This is a genomic window from Pseudodesulfovibrio aespoeensis Aspo-2, from assembly GCF_000176915.2.
In the GTDB taxonomy this organism is placed as follows: Bacteria; Desulfobacterota; Desulfovibrionia; order Desulfovibrionales; family Desulfovibrionaceae; genus Pseudodesulfovibrio; species Pseudodesulfovibrio aespoeensis.
The window spans coordinates 459,629-477,439 of sequence record NC_014844.1; the positions used below are offsets into that span (position 1 = coordinate 459,629).

A 17,811-nucleotide genomic window follows, 5' to 3' on the forward strand; every position below is an offset into this window, starting at 1 on the left:
ATAACAGGCATGTCGGTCCAGGAACGGCAAGACGCATTGCGCTGGTATGCTCGGCAGACCGAAGAGTTTAGGGTCAATCTGATGACAAACCGGTTCCGGCTTTTCTGCGATCTCAAAGCCAAACAGGTGGATAAAGATTTGGCCTTGCTTGAGTACGCCGCACTTTGCTTGGTATTGAAGTCAGAAGGATTTTTTGCGGAGAAGCGATACCGCAGCAAAAAGGTATTAGCCGACAGCGAGATCCAGTTGTTGAGGAAACGACGGACGGAAAAGGCCCAGGCAATCCAATTGAGAACTCGGAAGCGCGGCCAGGTCATGGAGCGATTGGCAAAAAAATGGGGAGTTGTCGTTGAGCTACGAGAGAATGGTCTGAGTTTTCGGGATATCGCGGTCTACTTGAAAGAGAATCATCAGTTAAAGGTGTCATGCGGCTACCTGCATGAAAAGTTCGTAGAGTGGGAAAAGAAGGAGTAGCTACAGTTCTCCAGATTCGGTTTGCGCCGGTTAATTGTCGAGCAATGCTTCGACGCCGCCCTCTTCCTTGGCTGCCTGGTATCGGTAAAAGGTGCCCCGCGAAAAGCCCATCAGCCGACAGGCCTTCGAAACGTTGTCGAGCTCTTCCGTCAGATTGAGCAACCCGACCTTGTGTTTTATGACGTTGTGATTGAAGCTGGACATGAGGTTCTCCTTGAGCGCTGGGCTCAGTTTGATGGTCTTCGACATTTCCATCAAAAGGGAGAACCTCTTGATTTTCAAGAGGAACTATCAGATCAAATCGAAACTACTTCACTTAAGCTGCTCTCGGGGAATTTCACACTTTGGTGCCAGCAATTTCACTCGCGACCACCTCTTCACTATTTATAAAAGCGTCATAGTATTCCGAATGCCGTGTAAGCAAAAGTTTCTCCCCTTCTGCATACCTACGGAACTGTTTCCAGAATTTCATGAGAGCTTGGTGGCGCGGGAGAGACTCATAGCCAAAATTATGGTGGACAACAGCATTGGGGCAATGCTCGATTGCCCAGCCCTTTTTGTTGGCTCGGTAGCAAAGCTCGATGTCTTCGGCTGCGGCAAGCGGGAATTGCTCATCAAAACGCATGATCTTGGCGACGTGGGCGCTGATAGCGAGGTTGCATGTGGGGCCGTAGAGGAGCCTGTCGGTCTCTGTGAGTCTGCGCCCGTTGAGTGTCCCATTCCGCTCATGGTACTTCCCAAGCCAGCAACGGTCGTGGGAAAGAGTGATGCCTGACAGCAGATGTACGTATGGAGAATCGATGTAGCCATCATGGAGAGCTTTGAGCCAATCCTTAGAGGGGAGGCAGTCAGAATCTGTGAAGGCTATGAAGTCCGCACCAAGCGCAAGCGCTTTCTCCATCCCCTTGTTTCGAGCTACGGCTGGGCCTGAATTGCTATTCAAGAGCAGGAGCTCGATGTCAGGATAGAGGGGACATGGGATTGGCGACGCATCGTCAACAATTATGATCTGACCGCCAAGCGTTTGATTCTTCAAGCGTGAGACCAAGTCGTTCAGCATTTCCAGATCAGCGGCGGTTTTGAGGTAAGCTGGTACGACGACAGCCGGGGCCGACCTCTGATATATTTCATTAGGTACCAGCTTGAGTGGGAAGTTGACCTTTCCTTCCTTGCGAGCAAGCTTTTTGTTTTGACTGATACTATTTCTGAAGGCCGAGACTTCAATAGCTTTGGTCAGCAAGAAACGAATCCGGTTGGGCTCCCCCTTCAAGGCTTGCCACCAGTAGTCGAATATCTGACCATAGGGGAGGCTGGTAAGACAACTCATGCGGTACCTCCCATACAGGCGCAGTTCGCGCAGTAGGAATGAGCTTTGTTGTTTTCGAGAAACCATCGGCGCTTCTCGCTTTCGAGGATGACACCCAAGCGTTCCTGCAGGATGTTTCCATACTCGTAGGGGTTGAACATGTTGCAAGGTGTAACTGCCCCATTGTGAAGAATACATAGCTCCTCGCGAAGAGCTGGGCATTCTTTTTTGCCGCCGAACGTCTGGTTCGTGCCATTTTCTTGTATGATGATACCTTGGATTGAGTTGGGGAGAAGGCAATTTAATTCCGTCCCATCATACAAAGCATGTATCAACCGATACGCCTCTGCAAGCTCTTCGCGTTTGTTTTGTACCATTTCAATGAATGGCTCAATTCCTTCGTCTCTTCGAATTGTGTTGAAAATTATGTGCATATTCCTATCGATACAGTATCGAGCCATGTCGACCATTCTGTGTAGGTTGGCCTCTTGTATGGTGAAAACTACGTGAGGCCTACGTTTCATTATGGCAAGTCTCTTTATATTCTTTTCGAGGATTGAAAATCGCGCACCTCGGCGAATTGATTCAAGCTCTAGTGCATTCGGGCTATCCATTGAAATGAAAAGCTGTACCTCTTTCTCAGCCAGGGAATAGACCAAGTCCTTGTTAGTCACCATCAGGTTGCTGAATAGATTTATGATAGATTGCGGGTATCGCGACTGAACATGCTCCATCATGGGGATGAACGCAGGGTGGATCGTGCTTTCTCCTCTTCCGTTTAGGCGAACTCGCTCTGGGACGGATGGAACTTGGTCGAGTATGAGATTGAGGGTCTGCCATGTTATGAACCGTTTGGGACTCGCAGGCTTACCTCCAAAACCGCACATGATACAAGCTAGATTACAATTGTGGCTTAGTTCGATGATGAGTTCTTTCATTGTCTATTGGTTGCACTTCAACTTTTTGCAGGGGAGGTTGCATGTCTTCATACAATTAAGCACGTTTGATGAATAGACTGAAGACAACATGGATATTATGGACGCTTCACCGAGTCTCCCGAGCGGTTGGTCGCAGCCATGCATGAGTGGTTGTTGGAAACATGTCAAGACGCTGCCGTCAGGCATGATGGAGAGATTACGCCCTGCGGCTTGGCATCGGTCCGTTGGGACGGGCGCAGAGAGTGATTCGGGGAGTTCTGTCCACTCGCCTTCAAAGCCCTGCTGAATATAATTTTGCACCGAGTGGAAGCGATTCAATTCACGGCAAAATGCCCCAACTGCCTGAACATGCTCCACAGTCTCTTGGGCGAGAACCGACTGGACACTAAGTTGTTCAGGGGCGAGTTGGTTAACGGCATAATGAAAATGCTTCATGACCCGATCGTAAGAGTCCGTCCCTCGAACGTATTTCCAGAAGGTGGGATCGATCGTGTCGAGGGAGAAGATGATATGCAGGTTGAAATCCCGAACGCGGTCAATGAATTGAGGCGTACAAGCTACTCCATTGGTGATGAGGATTGTACGTACAGATGTGTCGGCAATTCCTTCCAACAGGTTGAGAACTCTATTTTTGTAAACGAGTGGCTCGCCTCCAACAATGCAAAGTTCTTGTGCTTTTTCCAGGTCGTGAATTGCGTCGATGACTGCGATCAAGGGCACTTGAAGACCATGATCAGTAAATGTCCAATGAGAGCATTTTGAGCAGCGTTCGTTGCAAAGCAATGACATGAGATAGTAGAGATGGGTCGGAGAAAACATAGATTTTTAGTGTCTGAACGGTGAGTTATGACGGAGTGTTTTTTTAAATAAGAGGTAGAATCGTCGATGAGTTCATTCTAATTCAGGTTGATATAAAGACTTCACATTTTGGAATTATTTCTTCGTCCCTTTTCTCTATGTCCTTGGTGGCGCATGGTGCATCATGAAAAATGCCTTTGGCTGAGGTTTAGTCTTCGTACACAATTAAAGCACTGGCAATCAAGTCACACATGGGTTGTTCGCTCCCGGCCACTCCTTCGATGCATGCGTCCAGCCAGCCGTGTTTGAGCTTTTCCGTGTCAATGTCATACCCTGCGTTGTGGGCCAGCAGGGAAAGATAGTAGCGAGCCGTGCGCCCGTTTCCTTCCCTGAAAGGGTGGGCAACGTTGAGTTCCAGCATATAGTATGCTGCCTGTTCAACGAATTTTTCTGGAGAATTGTTTTTGAGATGGTTTTCCTGTGCCAGTTCGGCGGTCAGGGTCGTAACTGAGTTGGCGATGAAACGCGGATTGCAGAATAGAGTCTCCCCCTTGCTGATGGAAACGGTTCTCTCCTCCCCGGCCCAGTCGTAGACGTCCTGGAACAGGTGACGGTGGATGGCTTTGATGTGCTGGTAGTCGAAGTTGCCGTTGGGCGGGTCTTCAACCATGCGGTTGGCAACTGAGAGGCGCTCGAATTTATCAAGCGCCTCTTGGTCTCTGTGGCCGGCCTTGTTTTTCAGGACGGACGAATTTTCGTATGTGTATGCGTCTTTATGCGCGTATCGCGTAGTCATAATTGGGGAAGCGTTCCTTCAACCGCTTGCTGCGTTCTTCTAGGGTGCATTCCTTGTTGATGCACTCTTCGAAGACGGCAATCTCTTCACTGGTCAGTTGGAATCCTTCGATCTCAAGCGAGGCCTTGGCGTGCATGAAGCGGCGAGTCAAGACTTCGACTTTCGTTTTTGGGCGTTTGGCCTTTGCGAAGGTGTATTTACGACTGCTTTTCATCCATCAAGATTAATCATTCTGGAAGGGAAAAGCAAATATTACGAGTCCGGCAAGTCGATGAAGCTCAAGAGCTAAACCAATCGGAGAGTGCATCCCACTTCGCCCAGTGCCTCCCATATGTCATCCAGCTGGATTCCAAACGGGGAAAGCTCGATTTCGATTTCTCTTGATGGGAATGTGCGTTCGAATATGTCGATTTTCTTTTCATTCTGGAGCCGAGCTGAGGCAATTCGAGCTGTCAAATCAACGATGGGAAGTGGACTCGTTTCAGTGAGGCCGTCCAACGCATATGCCAGCGAGGGTTCGTCTTTGAGGAAATGTTCTGTCGGCAGCAGGGGCATGGTCATCTTCGGTGAGATAGATCGACCTCGTAGTAATCGACATGGGCATAATCGGGATGCCAGAAAAGCCAACCTCTAGCCGGGACATTTCTCCATGCCTTCAGAATCAGGGACGGGCTTCCTTTCATCGAAGCCACAGCGGGGGAGCGTCATAGAAATCGAAGACGACGGCCTTCTCTTGCCTAGCTTCGTCCGGGATGAATGTAGCGAATTCCTCATCTGATATTCCCACGTTGTGCCTGGCGGGCGATTGGGGGATGCCGGTTGTATGCCGGGGCAATTCGGGCGTTGGTCCAAACATCAGTCGGCCCTGACAAATTCACAACAACCTGAAACAGAAAGACAAAATTGGATCCTCAATGTTTCATTCTTGACCAGTAACTGTAGTAATTCTGCAAGAAACCGGTCGCGCACGCCGGGTCGAGAGTGCTCATGAAGGCCAAACCCGCCAGAAATGACCAGGGCAATTTTCTCTACGAGGACCTCATCGATCAACTCAATCCCAAGGATCCTCTGCTCAAGCTCGCGGCGGCCATCTCCTGGGAGCGGTTCGAGCAGGAGTTTCCCGGTCTCTACAGCGAGCATGGCCGACCGGCAAAGCCCATCCGGCTCATGGCCGGCCTCATGATCCTCAAGCGACTCGAAAACCTGAGCGACGAACGCGTCATTGAGGAATGGGTCCGCAATCCCTACTATAGGCCTTCTGCGGCGAAACACATTTTCAATGGAAGTTTCCCTGCGACCCCACAGACTTGGTCTATTTCCGCAAGCGTATCGGCGAGGAAGGCGCACTGCTGATCTTTGAAGCCTCGGTCACATGCACGGTGACGCGCAGAGGTCTCCAGGAAGTAATCGCCCAACCGAGGCCCCTTCTGTCGAATAGCCATACCCTCCTACTTTGAATAAAGAAAGAATAGCATAATAAACCGAATGTTTTAAGAGAAAAGTGTAAGTTTGCCGTGCAGAAGCCTCATAAAAGGTATCGACGTCTATATCGCGTTTGATGTATATGGTTTTCGCATCGTCTGAGTGCCGAAAATTGTCCCTTTCAAGCTGTGGTGAATATGAATCTTGCACTGTTATCTATTCCTTTGGATGCTACGAAAAAAGAATCTGATCGGGCTCTGCCTTTTTCAATTGCTCTTAATTATGGCCTGCTGTCCATAGCAACCTATGTCTCTCAACATGGGTTTAAGGCTGAAGTTTTTGACACCCAACCTCTGCCTCGAGCAGAGGCAGTGGATCGAGCACTTGAGTGGCTCTTAGATGCCAAACCTCATGTGATAGCACTCTCCTGCATCAGCGGTTTTAGCTATAATAATTTAAAAGAATATTCAACTCGCATTCGTGAACAATTTCCGACCACACCAATTGTAGTTGGAGGACAAGATCATGTCGGTAGATTAGGGGAGAGGGTGTTCGATGATATCCCTGAGATCGATGTTGTAGTCTATGGCGAAGCAGAAAAAACAACACTAGCTATACTTCGGCATTGTATTGCTCAAAAGGATTTGGAGCCACTTTGCCGAGAGTATCCGATTTGGGTTAAAAGCCGTGACAACAAAGTATCTACTTTTTCTTCTTGTTCAGAATATAATGTAGAAGAGATCGGAGGGCTAGATTATTCGCTGTATTGCAATGCTAAAGCTTTTCCTGCTTCAATTGAAGTGGCAAGAGGTTGCCCTTTTCATTGCAGGTTTTGTTCAAACATAAAACGTAGATATATAAAGAAATCAGTAGTCAATATTTTAGGTGAAGCAAAGGAACTAGTCAAATTTTATGAAAAAAATGACATCTCGATTTATTTCCAGTCTCCCATTTTTCGGATGGAGAAAGAAGAAATTGAGTTGTTGAAGGCTGAAAGGAATAGGGAAGGACTTTGTTTCAAATGGAGAGCTCAAACTCGTGTAGATACTTTGTCGCCAGACGACATCCCATTGCTTGTTGAGGCCGGGGCGGCGGTTATTGATCTTGGATTCGAAAGCGGAGCTCCCGAAATTTTGTTGGCAATGAAGAAAACTAAAACACCGGAAAGCTATCTTAACGATGCAAAACAAATTTTGTTGGCCGCCCATCAAGCTGGTTTAATTATCAAGCTTAACATCCTTTTTTATGCAGGAGAAAGGGATACTACTTTGCTTGAAACATTTGATTTTTTGTCAAGCAGTGAGCGTTACCTTCATTCAATTTCAGCATATCCATTGTTGGTGTGCCCTGGCACACAACTTGAGGAGTCGATCGAACCAATCCTTCTCAAACATGGTGGTTCAGTTTGCAGATCACCGGAGTGGGCAGAAAGGCACATATTTCCCGTCAATAGTAGTGCGGCATATTCATATGACAGGCTTAAAGAAATCGGCAAGATGTTTGGAAAAGCTTTTCAAACAGTTGACAACTATTATCAAGAAAGGCGTCATGGGTATTATCGCCCTGGACTGACAAAGAGTGAATTTGATGCTCAGTTGAACTCAGGTGTGATAGAGCTATTGCCATGCTCTATTGATAAGAAAAGTATGCTTGAATATCGTAACCGACTACATCAAACAATCATTGAAGGATAGGTTGTTTCAATGAAAATAGCATTAACTGGCCCCTCCTCAACCGGAAAGACTACCCTAATGAACGATTTGTTGGATTGCAGTAGCATGTCGCAGATAGACGCTTCGTGTGCACGAGTGGATATTCGGTCATTGCTTCGCAATCTCGGCCTGAGAGCTGACGGTAAAGGGTGCAATAAAGAGCAGATGAGAAAAATGCAATGGGCTATTCTAGAGGAAAAGCAACGTGTTGAAAAAACGTTGGATAGCTTGGTTACTGACAGGTCTTATTTAGACCTGGCAGCTCACTGGCTTCATAGAGATGGAACTGACGATGAAGAAACAAAAGTATATGTTAATCAATGTGTAGAACTGGCGAGTGCTAACTACGATTGGCACATTTATCTTCCTTTAGGAAGAATTCCATTTGTCCCAGATGGAGAACGTCCTGAGGACATGGGCTTTCAACTGGCCGTCAACACGAGTATTGAGCAGCTTTTAGGGAGATGCGATTCAAACGTGCTAGTTCTTCGTGAAAGTGACCGAAGGGCTAGCATCAAGGAAATACTGCTTAATCTGGGTCTTTAAGAGACTCAACTGGTATGTCGCAATGCTCTTGGAAGTGGTCATTGATTCGAGCTAAAGTCGTATTGATGGCTTCCAACGCTAACTCCTCGGAGGCGAAGGATTGCCATATTGTTGAAGTACTTCCGACAGAATTTTCATCATAATCAAGAAAGTACCTAACTGGGAAAGCTTTCTCTGATCTACTAAAAAAGCTTATAAAAAGAATTCGAACGACGCCTTGAAAAACCTGAGGGAAGATTGCAAAAGGTGTTTCAAATTCATTGTTTTCAAACGGCCTAACCCCTTGGTTCACAATTGCCTTGTGGATGAAGTCGTACACGGAACGTCCACTTATATTACTTGTCTTAAAGACTAGAACTCTTCCGTGTCGCGTTCCCGTTAATCCTTTTTCAGCTATGATTTTTGTGAAATCTGTAGCTTTTGACGTGAAGTGCTTTAGATTATTTTGGATGATGAGAGACATCAGCTGCTCATAATGGTCATCTTCTTTTTTCTCTTGCCCAGAAACCATGATTTCATATCTTATCCCCATGGCAACGTCATGCTCTTCTCTTGTTATACCTGCTACGTGAGGATTGTCGAAGTTGCATAAACCGGCCACTTTCATCCAAAAAAGCGAATTTGAATCGAGCGAGTTGCCCGTGAATAGAGCCCGTTCATCACACAAATAGAGATTGATCCCTGCTGAAATCATCTTTTTTACTTCGATCCCAGTGATCGCGAGCGGAGATGCGAAATGCCAAGAACAATTTGAATTTTCTTGGATTTTCTTAAGAGTGACGTCGAGCAGTGAGGGGGACAAATATAGGTCTAAAAGTGATACCGAGCTGTATTCTCTGAAGTCAAAATCTTGGAATGTTTCCTTCCAAAATGTTGTGGTTGAAAAAGTCTTATTGTGATTGCAAATCGTCGTCACTTCAAAGCCTTGCTGCTCAAGTTGTTTTTTTGTGATTGAAGCAGAAATTAAGCCATGCGCGTTGCAGTAGGCAAATACGATAGCTTTCTTCTTGGATGCGACCTCTAGGCTGCTTTGAGGTAAAGATGGGTGAATGGGGACCAGTTGCACAGGCCAAGAAAATCGAATTCCCAACAGTTCCTCTATCAGTCGGTCAATCTGCAGGCTTGCTAATTTGAAATTCTCAACGAAAAGTTCCAGTTTGGTCCCAATATGATTCACGCGCAACCTAAGAGCTATAATACTAAGCACGCTCAAATGATGTGGAATCTGGTCTTTGTTTATTCTTTCGATGATTTTTTCTCGAGATCCTTGGAAATCGGGACTTCTTCTGTAGTCTAAGTCCATACTGTCAGCAATGCGTATCATTGAGGCCAAAAGGCCCGTCCTAATTTTTAATTGCTCCTCCACTTCATCCGGATCGAAATCTTTTCTATGCCATTTACAAAGGGTGGCAACTACATGGGCTTCTTCGGCGGAGAAAGGGAGTTCTCCAGACTCAGAGAGCTCAAGCACTAAATCATGTGCGACGATGTGGTGATTGTCTCTGTCGTCTGCCATCCCAATGTCATGGAGAAGTGAGGCAGCGAGTAAAAGAGCTTTTTCGTGCGGTGAGATGTCAAAAAGAGAGCAAAGTAACTTGGCATTCATGTACACCCGCTGGGCGTGGAGTGGCCCATGATCGTTCATTTGCAGGGCATTGGCCGTGTCCTTAGCCGCCTCCATAAAGGGCAGGCTCGCTTTATAAACATATATTTCATTTGATAAATCATACATTTAAGCACCATTGACCATAGTGATTCGGTTCAAGAACAACACAATAAGTGGTTCGAAACATAAGAAGATCTATCCACAAACCGTGAAGCAACTCAGCTGCTGTTCTATATTTTTTCGCCCCTTAACTCTAGCACGCTCAGACTCGCCTTTCTGGGAGCAATTCCTATTCACTGCAGATTGAACGATCAAAGCTAGTTTCAAATTCTCAAAGTCCGCCTCTCCGATATCGCTTCGCCTGAAAACCGTGCTTCCCATTTTTGAGTGAGGCTTTCTGCTTTGGCGTGATCATTTGAATCCAAGTGGACTGGCATAATGACCTTTGCGCCTCCACCCATCCTTTGGACCACTGATCGGTCTTTTTAAGGTGGAGCCCGGCGTCCGAGTTTGTGCCTCCGAGGAGGCGGGTCGCCATAGCGTTGTGGAGCGTAGCCCGTCCCCGTAGGGGCGGCCCGAAGGGCCGAGGGCGGAGCGGAGCAACGGCTACGAGCCAAGTCAATGAACATTCAAGTTGCCCCTGTATACGTCAGCGGGAGTTCTTTTGTCCAACGACGAATGACCGCGCTCCTCGTTGTAGTACCGTAAATAGCACGTAAGCCCATGGTATAGCTCGATTCCTTCACAGTACGCCCTGGGGTAAATATCCTCATATTTCACCGTCCACCACAGCCGCTCAATGAAGACGTTGTCGATTGCGCGACCTTTGCCGTCCATGCTGATTGCAATTCCCTTGCTCTGCAGAACTCCGGTAAATTCACGACTCGTGAACTGCGCTCCCTGGTCCGTGTTGAACACCTCCGGCGTAGAGATGCGCAAAGCCTTGTTGAGCGCATCCACGCAGAAAGAACTATCCATCGAGTTCGATAGCTCCCAAGCCAGCACGAAGCGGCTCCACCAGTCTATCACTGCCACCAAGTACAGAAAGCCGCGCTGCATGGGGATGTAGGTGATATCAGCGCTCCAGACTTGATTTTTTTGTTCAATGGCAACTCCTTTCAGCAGATAAGGAAACACGGGATGCTCCGGGTTGGGGACACTCGTATGCGGCCCTGGAGTAATAGCCTGCAAACTCATCATCTGCATCAGTCGCTCAACCCGCTTGTGGTTGACCTGATGCCCTTGTGTCCTCAGCCAATCTGTCATGCGCGGCGAGCCGTAATCAGGCTGACGCAGGTACTGCTCGTCGATCAGACGCATCAGGGCCAAATTTTCATCGGATTCGGCCTCAGGCTTGTAGTAAAATCCCGAACGGGAAATGTCTGCCAGCTTGCATTGCCGCCGGATGGAATACTCCCGATCCGGTTTGATCCACTGGCGGCGCAGCTCAAGCGGCAGGCTTACAATTTTTTTTCAAGCCACTTGATATCCATTTTGAGCCGACCGATCTCCTCAAATAAAGGTGCGGTGATCTCTTCCTGGCCCTTGGCTTTCTTGCCACTGGAAAAGATGCCCTCGGCATTCTCAAGAAGCTGCCGCTTCCACGTGGAAATCTGGTTTGGGTGCACCTTGTGCTCCGCAGCCAGTTGCGCCAGCGTCTTCACGCCACGAATCGCCTCAAGCGCGACCTTGGCCTTGAACTTGTCCGACTGTTTCCGTCTTTTGCTGCTCTTTGTCATACGTCCTTCCTTATCGGTTTAAGGACGCTGATTCCACCTTAACCGGGTGGTCCGAATTTCGGGGGAAAGCGTAGTATGTACCAGCTGAGAAAACGGAAACAATTTGATCAGGCTGTGGGTGGCAGAGGCGCACGCGCGTCCTGACATCCATCGGTGAAGTTGCGAGGTGAAGTCGGGGATATCGTCTTTTGGAAAGAGTTGTGTGAGAAACTCGCAGAAGCAGGGGGCTTGGGTTGTCCCAGACAATATGTCGTTGATGATTTTGCTAGCGCTTGAAGGGGTAATCTTCATTTTTGAGTGCTTTGTTCGGCTCTTGCTTTTGCTTTTTTGAACTCGCCCTGTTGCCAATTTGCCTTTTTGATTTCGTTGATAAAAGGACTGGTCGGGTACACCGTCACCACGTAGTCCACGACCTTCTTCCTACCTCCGGCTTGATAGACCGGCTTTATCTTGTAGCTGGTAAACTTGCAGCGCGGTTTACCTATGTTTGGATTGTCGAGCCGAATTTGTAGGTTCAAAATCTGCCGCCTGATATCTTCGTATCCCGACTTCTCTGCCAACTTTTTCGCATAGGATCTCTCTAGTTCCTTGATCTCTCGTTGGAATTTCTCAGATTCTGTTTTATTCTCCGAAAATCGGGCGTCCAAAGTTATTTGATCCAGTGCGACTCGAAGCTGCCGCAGCGATTCGCGCAACCTTTTACCCACCGCAAACCCTGCACCAGTGAGAAATTGGATAAGTCCAAAACTATAGCCCTTACCGTCGAGCTGCTTATGAGTATGAACAATCCGCTCTAGGAGTTTGCGACCCAAGGTGCTGATCCGGATCGAGGTCTCATAATCAAGAATTCTAAAGTCGCCATCTATGACGGCCGCAGTGGTGAGGGTGTTGAAGCTCACCACCACTTTTTTATTCTTGCCCTCCCCCATCACGCCTAGGCCCAAAATGTATGATTCCTCAAAACTAGTGCCCAGCTCGCTTTTGAGGATAAACGAAGATCTCCGCAGAATTTGAAGGCTCGTTAGAACCTCGACGTGGCTTGCCGTATGCCCCACCCTTCTTAGTTCTCTTCTAATCTCGCGGATCGAAAAAATCACGGTCATATGGCTATCCAGTACAGTGGCTCTTCCTGTGGTTGCCGCCATGTTCTTGAGGACTTCCAGAAGAATTTCTTCCTTTCCGCCTGGGTAGTAGTCCTGCCACTCCCCTTCCTGGTGACCCTTTATGATTTCCACCCTACCGGGCAGGATCGAAACAGAGGCAACTAAGCCATTACACACGCAAAATGTCCTATTCAATACAGGCAAATGGCCACTCTTACTTCGCGGCTGTCGAGTTTGGTAAAAGAATAAAGGCGCCATGTTGATACGGGTTGTGAAAGAATGATTGAACGACGCTTTTATCTGACTAAAGAGGGGTAGCCACTTAGGCCTACTCTCTACCATTGCTGATAGGTCATCATATTTTGTTCGGGTAAGCATAGGCGTCTACCCGAATGTCTCTTTCAACCATTCCAAAAAGCGATCCCGCTGGATCACATCCTTCTTCCCAAAGCGAAGCAAAATGCTTTGCGGGAACTCCCCGCGGGCTTTCATGTTTTGCAGAGTTCGCCAACGCACAGCTCCACCGGTGTATTCATCAACCGTCTTACCTGCAAAAATAGCAGGCATCTCTGCCCTCAGTTGCTCGATAATACTTTCGTTCATTTTATTAACCCTTAAAACAAAAAGGAGAGGACCACGAAAGCCATAGCCATCGTTGTTTCTCTCCTTTTGCTGGCATAACCAGCTTGGGGTTTCCGCTAGGTGGGTTAATCCCTAGCCCCCCGGTGGTCCACTAATGAGCGCATTGCTGCACTCACTAAATCCTGTAACTCAATTTTATTGCTTCTCCAAGCTGTTTTTTAACAACTTATCCCACATCTCCATTACCAACCGCTTCTCAGCCACGTGCTGAGACTTGTCATAGTGTTTTTCGCCCACGCCTTGTTCCCCATGATTAAAATGCCAATTAAGTAAATATGGAGCGCAGCCAGCATCAGACAAATGGGTTCGACACGTCCTGCGAATGTCACTTGGGCGCCAAAGCTCAACTTCCTCATGAGCACAAAACTTTTTCACAATGTCATTAATACTAGTGCAAGGCATAGTTTCCTTGGGACGCCAACGCTTCGGGAAAAGATATTGACTCTCGCCCTTAAGGCTTTTTATAATACTTACAGCGCGTTCAGTAAGCGGTACAACATGCTCCCTCTTATTCTTGGTTCGTTCGCCAGGAATAATCCAAATCATTTCTTCTAGATTGAATTCAGAAAAAGGAGCTTCGAGCACTTCTTTAACTCGCTGGCCACCAACCGCCAGAACAAGCCTAAAAAAAGAAGCAGTCTGGACAGTACAGTATTTATCCATGTTTTCCCATAACAGTTTAATTTCTACATAGCTTAAGAACCGATTTCTAGGTTGATATGCTGCTGCGTTGCGGGGAACAACTGCAACCGGATTTGCTTTCAAATCAAATTTGACGCACTGATTTGGGCGAAAGTAGTCAAATTCCCGCGAGATACCATAAGCAAATGCCCCATGAAGATATGACCTCAGGTGCGCCGCCATGGACGGCGCATCAGCGTGAACCTGCTCTAAAACGCGCTGAATATCCCGACTGCTGATTGTATTTGCCGCCCGATTTCTACCTAAATTGTCTGCAGCAGGAGTTACATTTCGGGAAGTAAGTAAAGAACGCGCAACCTCTTTCCAAGATGTTTTATTTTGGGATCTTAGGTGATCAACATAGCCTTCAAAAAGGTCTTCAACGCTGCCGACGTCCCTCTCCTCTTCAAAAGCATACTGCTTGGCCTCCTTCATTTCGGAGTAGGTTTGAGGCCCCTCACAATTGCGGTGATTTGCTTTGAGTTGTCGAAGAATGTCATCACACTCTTTAGCGCTCACTTTATGCGAAGCCCAGCCAATAGCCTCCGACTTCGTTTTCCCTTTCAATTTGTAGGTTATCGTGAAGTACTGGTCATATTTGACCCCATGTCTTCTTTTCTTGTGTTTTCTATATCTTACGCCAGGAAAATCTGTCTTGTGCCAAACAGTCATTCAGTACAACTCCTGTACAACTTTTCTCTGTGAACTGTTTATATATTCTGTGCACGATTGTGCAGGTTCACAAATTAAACTATTAAATAAAACATCGGACTGTCAACGTGTTAGTGAAGAGCTGTGTACAAATGTGAAGGTTTGATATTTCAAAGAAATACCGATTCGTAATCAGTAGGTCCGGGGTTCAATTCCCCGTTCTGGCTCCAAGGAAATCAAGGGCTGACAAGGGTTTCTACCCAAGTCAGCCCTTTTTCATACTGTCGAAAATTGACGAAAATTGACGACCGAGGGACCCTTGTGCGGGTCCCTCGGTCCTGTTTTTGGGTCCCTAACGGGTCCCTCAAAAATCACTTCTTGTCGGTGGTCAGGTCGAGCGGACCTAGGCGCACGAGATTGACGGCGAGCTGCAAGGCATCATCCGTGACATCCGCGTATGTGTCGGCGGTCACCCTGAACTCGGAGTGGCCAAGCAGTTTTTGCAGGGCCTTCATCCCTCCGCCGGATTCCAGCATGGCCACGGAGAAGGAGTGCCGAAGATCGTGCAGGGAAAGGTGGCCGAAGCCGCCGCGCTCCAGGGCGCGCTTGACCTCGTGGGTGTAGGTGTCGGCGTGGGCGTAGCGGTTGAAGATCCGGCCCTTGCCCCTCGGCATGGACTTGAGCACGGCCAGGAACGAGGCGCTCATCGGGTACGTCTTGCAGAGGTGCCGCTTCTCCTTGGCGATGAAATACTCGCGCCGGTCCCACATGATATCTTCCCACCGCAAGGCGACCAGCTCCGACCGGCGACGGCCGGTGGCCAGGCAGGCGACGACAAAGCGGCGCAGCCCGACATCCTCAATGGACCGGATGAACTCGGATATCTCTTTCGGCTCGATGAAGCCCACGCGCTTGGCCTGGGGCAAGAGCTTGGCTCCCTTGAAGGGATTGGCCTTCAGGTAGCCCCACTCGACGGCCTTGTTCATCACCGCCTTCGCGTGGCGCACGTAGTTGTTGATGCTTGACGGCTTCAGGTGGCGGTGCGTCCGCTTCAGCTCGTCCATGGTTTTCAGGGTGAGCATATCCAGGCGCTTGGTGCGGCCCTCGATGTCGATGACCTTGCGCATGGCCAGCCGGTTGGCCTTGAAGGTTTTGACCGGCTGTGTCTCGATGGCCCACGCCTCGAACTCGTCAGCGAACTGGCCCAGGTTCTTGTCGTTCTCACCTGTGATCCGCTGTATCTTGCCCTTGAGATATGCGTCCTTTATGGACCGGAGCAGTCGGCAAGCCTCGGAATAGTTGGTCGTACTTAGCGACAGCCGACGCCCGTCGAGCTTGTAGTAGTAGCTGGCCTTCCCGGCGACCTTGAGCGGCTTTTTGCTGATGCCCATGATGTCCGTCATAGGCCCGCCTTTTTCATGAGGACCAGGGCCTTGCTTTCCAGACCATCAGAAAAAACAGGCAGCGAGCTCTCCAGAATCCGCCAATCGTGGCGGCTCCCGGCCTGGACCTTTCGAGCCACCACATACCCATCGCGACACCACTTCCGCATAGTGTCGCGGTGGACATCTGCCAGCGCGCAGGCCCTGCCCATTTTGATCCAACGGTCCATTGATCAGCCCTCGTTTTATGAAGGGCTGAACGTTGCCACGTCGCAACGCTATGCGTCAACTAAACGTTCGCTTTCCACCAAGGCAGAATCATTCTTCCCCGCGCAGGGTCTCCGCTCGCTTCAGGATAACGCCAGGGTCAACTCCCACGGCACGGCAAATCTTAGAGAAGTCGCTGGCACGCATTGAGGCTTTTCCGCGCATCATCGCTTTGATGTCGGGTAAATTCAGTATTTCAAGCTCTCGCGCAATGTCCGCTGTGCCTTTGCCCACAGCCTTGGCCACTACCACCAAGGTTGAGGCAATAGCCTTGTCCAGATCGGTCGGGGCCCGGTCAGGAGAGGGCGGTGGGAGTTCCCCATCATCCGACAAAAACACTTCGCGAAGCGGGATGCGCAGCCGATCTAAATACCTGATCATGTCTCGGAAAGTGGTTCGCTCGCCACCCCTTCTGTCCTGAATCCACCGATTGACTGTGGCCCTGTCGCAGCCAAGCATTCGAGCAATTGACGACTGGGTTGCACCGGCCTTCAATCGCTCGTTGATTCTGGAAAGGATGAGTCCCCAAGCGCGTTCATTGATTTTATAGCTATCCATGATTTCGGCCATATATCCTCCAATGTTAATATGGCGCAGTTTTTGTCGTTGACCTTTGCGTTGTACTATGACAACACTCCACCCATGAAAAACGCACTTGAGCTCTATCGGGAGTCAAATGGCTTTGGCTACGCGGAACTTTCGCGCTTGGTCGGGTTCGACCGGGCTACCGTCTGGAGGCACTGCAAGGCCACATTAGTGCCCGAGGCGGCAGCCGCGCGCTATCACGCAAAACTGCAGATCCCTCTGGAGGACCTGCGGCCGGATCTGTTCGCAAGCGATACCACAACCTAGCACCCGGGTGTGGCCATCGCCACCTATGTGCTGAAACCACGGAGGAGAACACCATGGAAACCAAGCTGGACACCCAAGCCCTGGCCGGGATGGACGCTGTGGACGCATTCAAGGTCGCCATCATGAAGTCGTCAAAGGAGTTGCCCGCAGTCGCCAGGGAGATGGGCTGGAGCGATTCGCACACGCGCCGGATATTCTCCACGGATCGCTACTTCCCCTCCTTCGAGGACATCCCCAAATTTTGCCATGTCGTCGGCAACACCCTGGTCGTCCAGTGGCTGCAGGCAAAAGCCATGACCTACGGGCTGCCCCAGGACGTGCGCAATCTGGACTGCGAGAATCTGGTCTGGAAAATCGGCGAGCTCTTTGCAGAGGTCGGCGACGTCGGGCGCAAAGGGCAGGAGGCCATAGCGGACGGCCAGCTTGAAGCGCACGAGCTGCGTGAGATCATCAACGAAGTGAAGGACGTCCTCACTGCGGGCATGGAGCTGGTAGGCGACCTGCGGGTACTCGAGCGCGAACTGTCCAAGAAGTAGGAGGCCTCATGACGAGCAGAGCCGCAATACGCACAGCACGACAAAGGACCCTAGCCCGACTCATCAAAGAGGGGCTTGCCTCCCACAAGACATGCCTGGAACTCGTAGAGATCCAGGCGCGGTTTCGGGGAGACGCCGCATTCCCCCTCCTCTCACAGCTGCATCTGTTCGTGTCCACCCAGCACGTATCCGCCCCGCACCCCGGCCCCGGCCAAGTGCGCAGAGTCATTCTCCTGAACAACCTCGCCAAGCGCTACGCCAACGAGATCCTCGGGGCCGCGGAGAGCGAGGACTTGGCGACCGCCGAATTTGGCTCCATTGGCGACCCGATCTTCACAATGTCAGCAGCAAGGATGTGAC

The 17,811-nt window shown here is 49.4% G+C and carries 19 protein-coding genes and 1 pseudogene; 6 read left to right on the plus strand and 14 right to left on the minus strand.

Features of this window, described 5'->3' with window-relative positions:
• The first annotated feature begins 9 nt into the window (after positions 1-9).
• Positions 10-474 carry a hypothetical protein gene (locus tag DAES_RS02005; protein WP_157864783.1) on the plus strand — a complete coding sequence of 155 codons (465 nt, stop codon included), beginning with the start codon at positions 10-12 and terminating at the stop codon, positions 472-474.
• 5 nt (positions 475-479) lie between these two features.
• Here DAES_RS02005 and DAES_RS02010 read toward each other — a convergent pair.
• The 7 genes and pseudogenes from DAES_RS02010 to DAES_RS17490 all read right to left on the minus strand — a co-directional run.
• Positions 480-678: pseudogene (locus DAES_RS02010) on the minus strand (helix-turn-helix domain-containing protein); the annotation flags it as partial.
• A gap of 133 nt (positions 679-811) precedes the next feature.
• Positions 812-1,801: a glycosyltransferase family 2 protein gene (locus tag DAES_RS02015; protein ID WP_013513367.1), complete on the minus strand. Its 990-nt coding sequence runs from the start codon at positions 1,799-1,801 to the stop codon at positions 812-814.
• Positions 1,798-2,718 (minus strand): SPASM domain-containing protein, encoded by a 921-nt coding sequence (locus DAES_RS02020; protein WP_083808611.1) that lies wholly within the window; start codon positions 2,716-2,718, stop codon positions 1,798-1,800. The genes DAES_RS02015 and DAES_RS02020 overlap by 4 nt, the downstream gene beginning before the upstream one ends.
• A 3-nt stretch (positions 2,719-2,721) precedes the next feature.
• The gene (locus DAES_RS17170; protein ID WP_013513369.1) at positions 2,722-3,537 is read right to left on the minus strand and encodes a radical SAM protein; all 816 of its coding nucleotides are present in this window, start codon (positions 3,535-3,537) and stop codon (positions 2,722-2,724) included.
• Between the two features lie 187 nt (positions 3,538-3,724).
• Positions 3,725-4,312, minus strand: coding sequence for a Fic/DOC family protein (locus tag DAES_RS02030; RefSeq protein ID WP_013513370.1), 588 nt, complete (start codon positions 4,310-4,312; stop codon positions 3,725-3,727).
• Entirely contained in the window at positions 4,290-4,526 is a 237-nt protein-coding gene (locus DAES_RS02035; RefSeq protein ID WP_013513371.1) for an antitoxin VbhA family protein, read from the minus strand. The genes DAES_RS02030 and DAES_RS02035 overlap by 23 nt, the downstream gene beginning before the upstream one ends.
• Positions 4,527-4,597: 71 nt before the next feature.
• Positions 4,598-4,867 carry a hypothetical protein gene (locus DAES_RS17490; protein ID WP_157864784.1) on the minus strand — a complete coding sequence of 90 codons (270 nt, stop codon included), beginning with the start codon at positions 4,865-4,867 and terminating at the stop codon, positions 4,598-4,600.
• Positions 4,868-5,299: 432 nt separating this feature from the next.
• Here DAES_RS17490 and DAES_RS02040 point away from each other — a divergent pair, with 432 nt between their 5' ends.
• The 3 genes from DAES_RS02040 (at position 5,300) to DAES_RS17180 (ending at position 7,992) form a co-directional block, all read left to right on the plus strand.
• Positions 5,300-5,665 (plus strand): IS5 family transposase, encoded by a 366-nt coding sequence (locus tag DAES_RS02040; RefSeq protein ID WP_013513372.1) that lies wholly within the window; start codon positions 5,300-5,302, stop codon positions 5,663-5,665.
• 266 nt (positions 5,666-5,931) lie between these two features.
• On the plus strand, positions 5,932-7,428 hold the full coding sequence (locus tag DAES_RS17175) for a B12-binding domain-containing radical SAM protein (RefSeq protein ID WP_013513373.1): 1,497 nt from the start codon (positions 5,932-5,934) through the stop codon (positions 7,426-7,428).
• A gap of 9 nt (positions 7,429-7,437) precedes the next feature.
• Entirely contained in the window at positions 7,438-7,992 is a 555-nt protein-coding gene (locus tag DAES_RS17180) for an AAA family ATPase (protein ID WP_013513374.1), read from the plus strand.
• Here DAES_RS17180 and DAES_RS02045 read toward each other — a convergent pair.
• The 7 genes from DAES_RS02045 to DAES_RS02080 form a co-directional block, all read right to left on the minus strand.
• Positions 7,976-9,724 carry an HD domain-containing protein gene (locus DAES_RS02045; RefSeq protein WP_157864785.1) on the minus strand — a complete coding sequence of 583 codons (1,749 nt, stop codon included), beginning with the start codon at positions 9,722-9,724 and terminating at the stop codon, positions 7,976-7,978. The two genes, DAES_RS17180 and DAES_RS02045, sit on opposite strands and share 17 nt — an antisense overlap.
• A gap of 492 nt (positions 9,725-10,216) precedes the next feature.
• Positions 10,217-11,337, minus strand: a protein-coding gene (locus DAES_RS02050; RefSeq protein ID WP_157864786.1) for an IS3 family transposase whose coding sequence is annotated in 2 segments (ribosomal slippage) — positions 10,217-11,061 and positions 11,061-11,337 — 1,122 coding nt in all. Because the reading frame shifts where the segments join, the coding sequence is not laid out codon by codon here.
• 287 nt (positions 11,338-11,624) lie between these two features.
• Positions 11,625-12,617: a hypothetical protein gene (locus tag DAES_RS02060; protein ID WP_041271314.1), complete on the minus strand. Its 993-nt coding sequence runs from the start codon at positions 12,615-12,617 to the stop codon at positions 11,625-11,627.
• 207 nt (positions 12,618-12,824) lie between these two features.
• Positions 12,825-13,043: a hypothetical protein gene (locus DAES_RS02065; RefSeq protein ID WP_041271315.1), complete on the minus strand. Its 219-nt coding sequence runs from the start codon at positions 13,041-13,043 to the stop codon at positions 12,825-12,827.
• Between the two features lie 174 nt (positions 13,044-13,217).
• Positions 13,218-14,435 (minus strand): site-specific integrase, encoded by a 1,218-nt coding sequence (locus DAES_RS17185; protein ID WP_013513379.1) that lies wholly within the window; start codon positions 14,433-14,435, stop codon positions 13,218-13,220.
• Between the two features lie 350 nt (positions 14,436-14,785).
• Positions 14,786-15,817 carry a tyrosine-type recombinase/integrase gene (locus DAES_RS02070; RefSeq protein ID WP_013513380.1) on the minus strand — a complete coding sequence of 344 codons (1,032 nt, stop codon included), beginning with the start codon at positions 15,815-15,817 and terminating at the stop codon, positions 14,786-14,788.
• 297 nt (positions 15,818-16,114) lie between these two features.
• The gene (locus DAES_RS02080) at positions 16,115-16,633 is read right to left on the minus strand and encodes a helix-turn-helix domain-containing protein (protein ID WP_013513382.1); all 519 of its coding nucleotides are present in this window, start codon (positions 16,631-16,633) and stop codon (positions 16,115-16,117) included.
• Positions 16,634-16,968: 335 nt separating this feature from the next.
• Here DAES_RS02080 and DAES_RS02090 point away from each other — a divergent pair, with 335 nt between their 5' ends.
• Together DAES_RS02090 and DAES_RS02095 are read left to right on the plus strand one after the other, a co-directional pair.
• Positions 16,969-17,451, plus strand: a complete 483-nt coding sequence (locus DAES_RS02090; protein WP_013513384.1) for a phage regulatory CII family protein — start codon at positions 16,969-16,971, stop codon at positions 17,449-17,451.
• Between the two features lie 8 nt (positions 17,452-17,459).
• The gene (locus DAES_RS02095; RefSeq protein WP_013513385.1) at positions 17,460-17,810 is read left to right on the plus strand and encodes a hypothetical protein; all 351 of its coding nucleotides are present in this window, start codon (positions 17,460-17,462) and stop codon (positions 17,808-17,810) included.
• Position 17,811 lies beyond the last annotated feature (1 nt).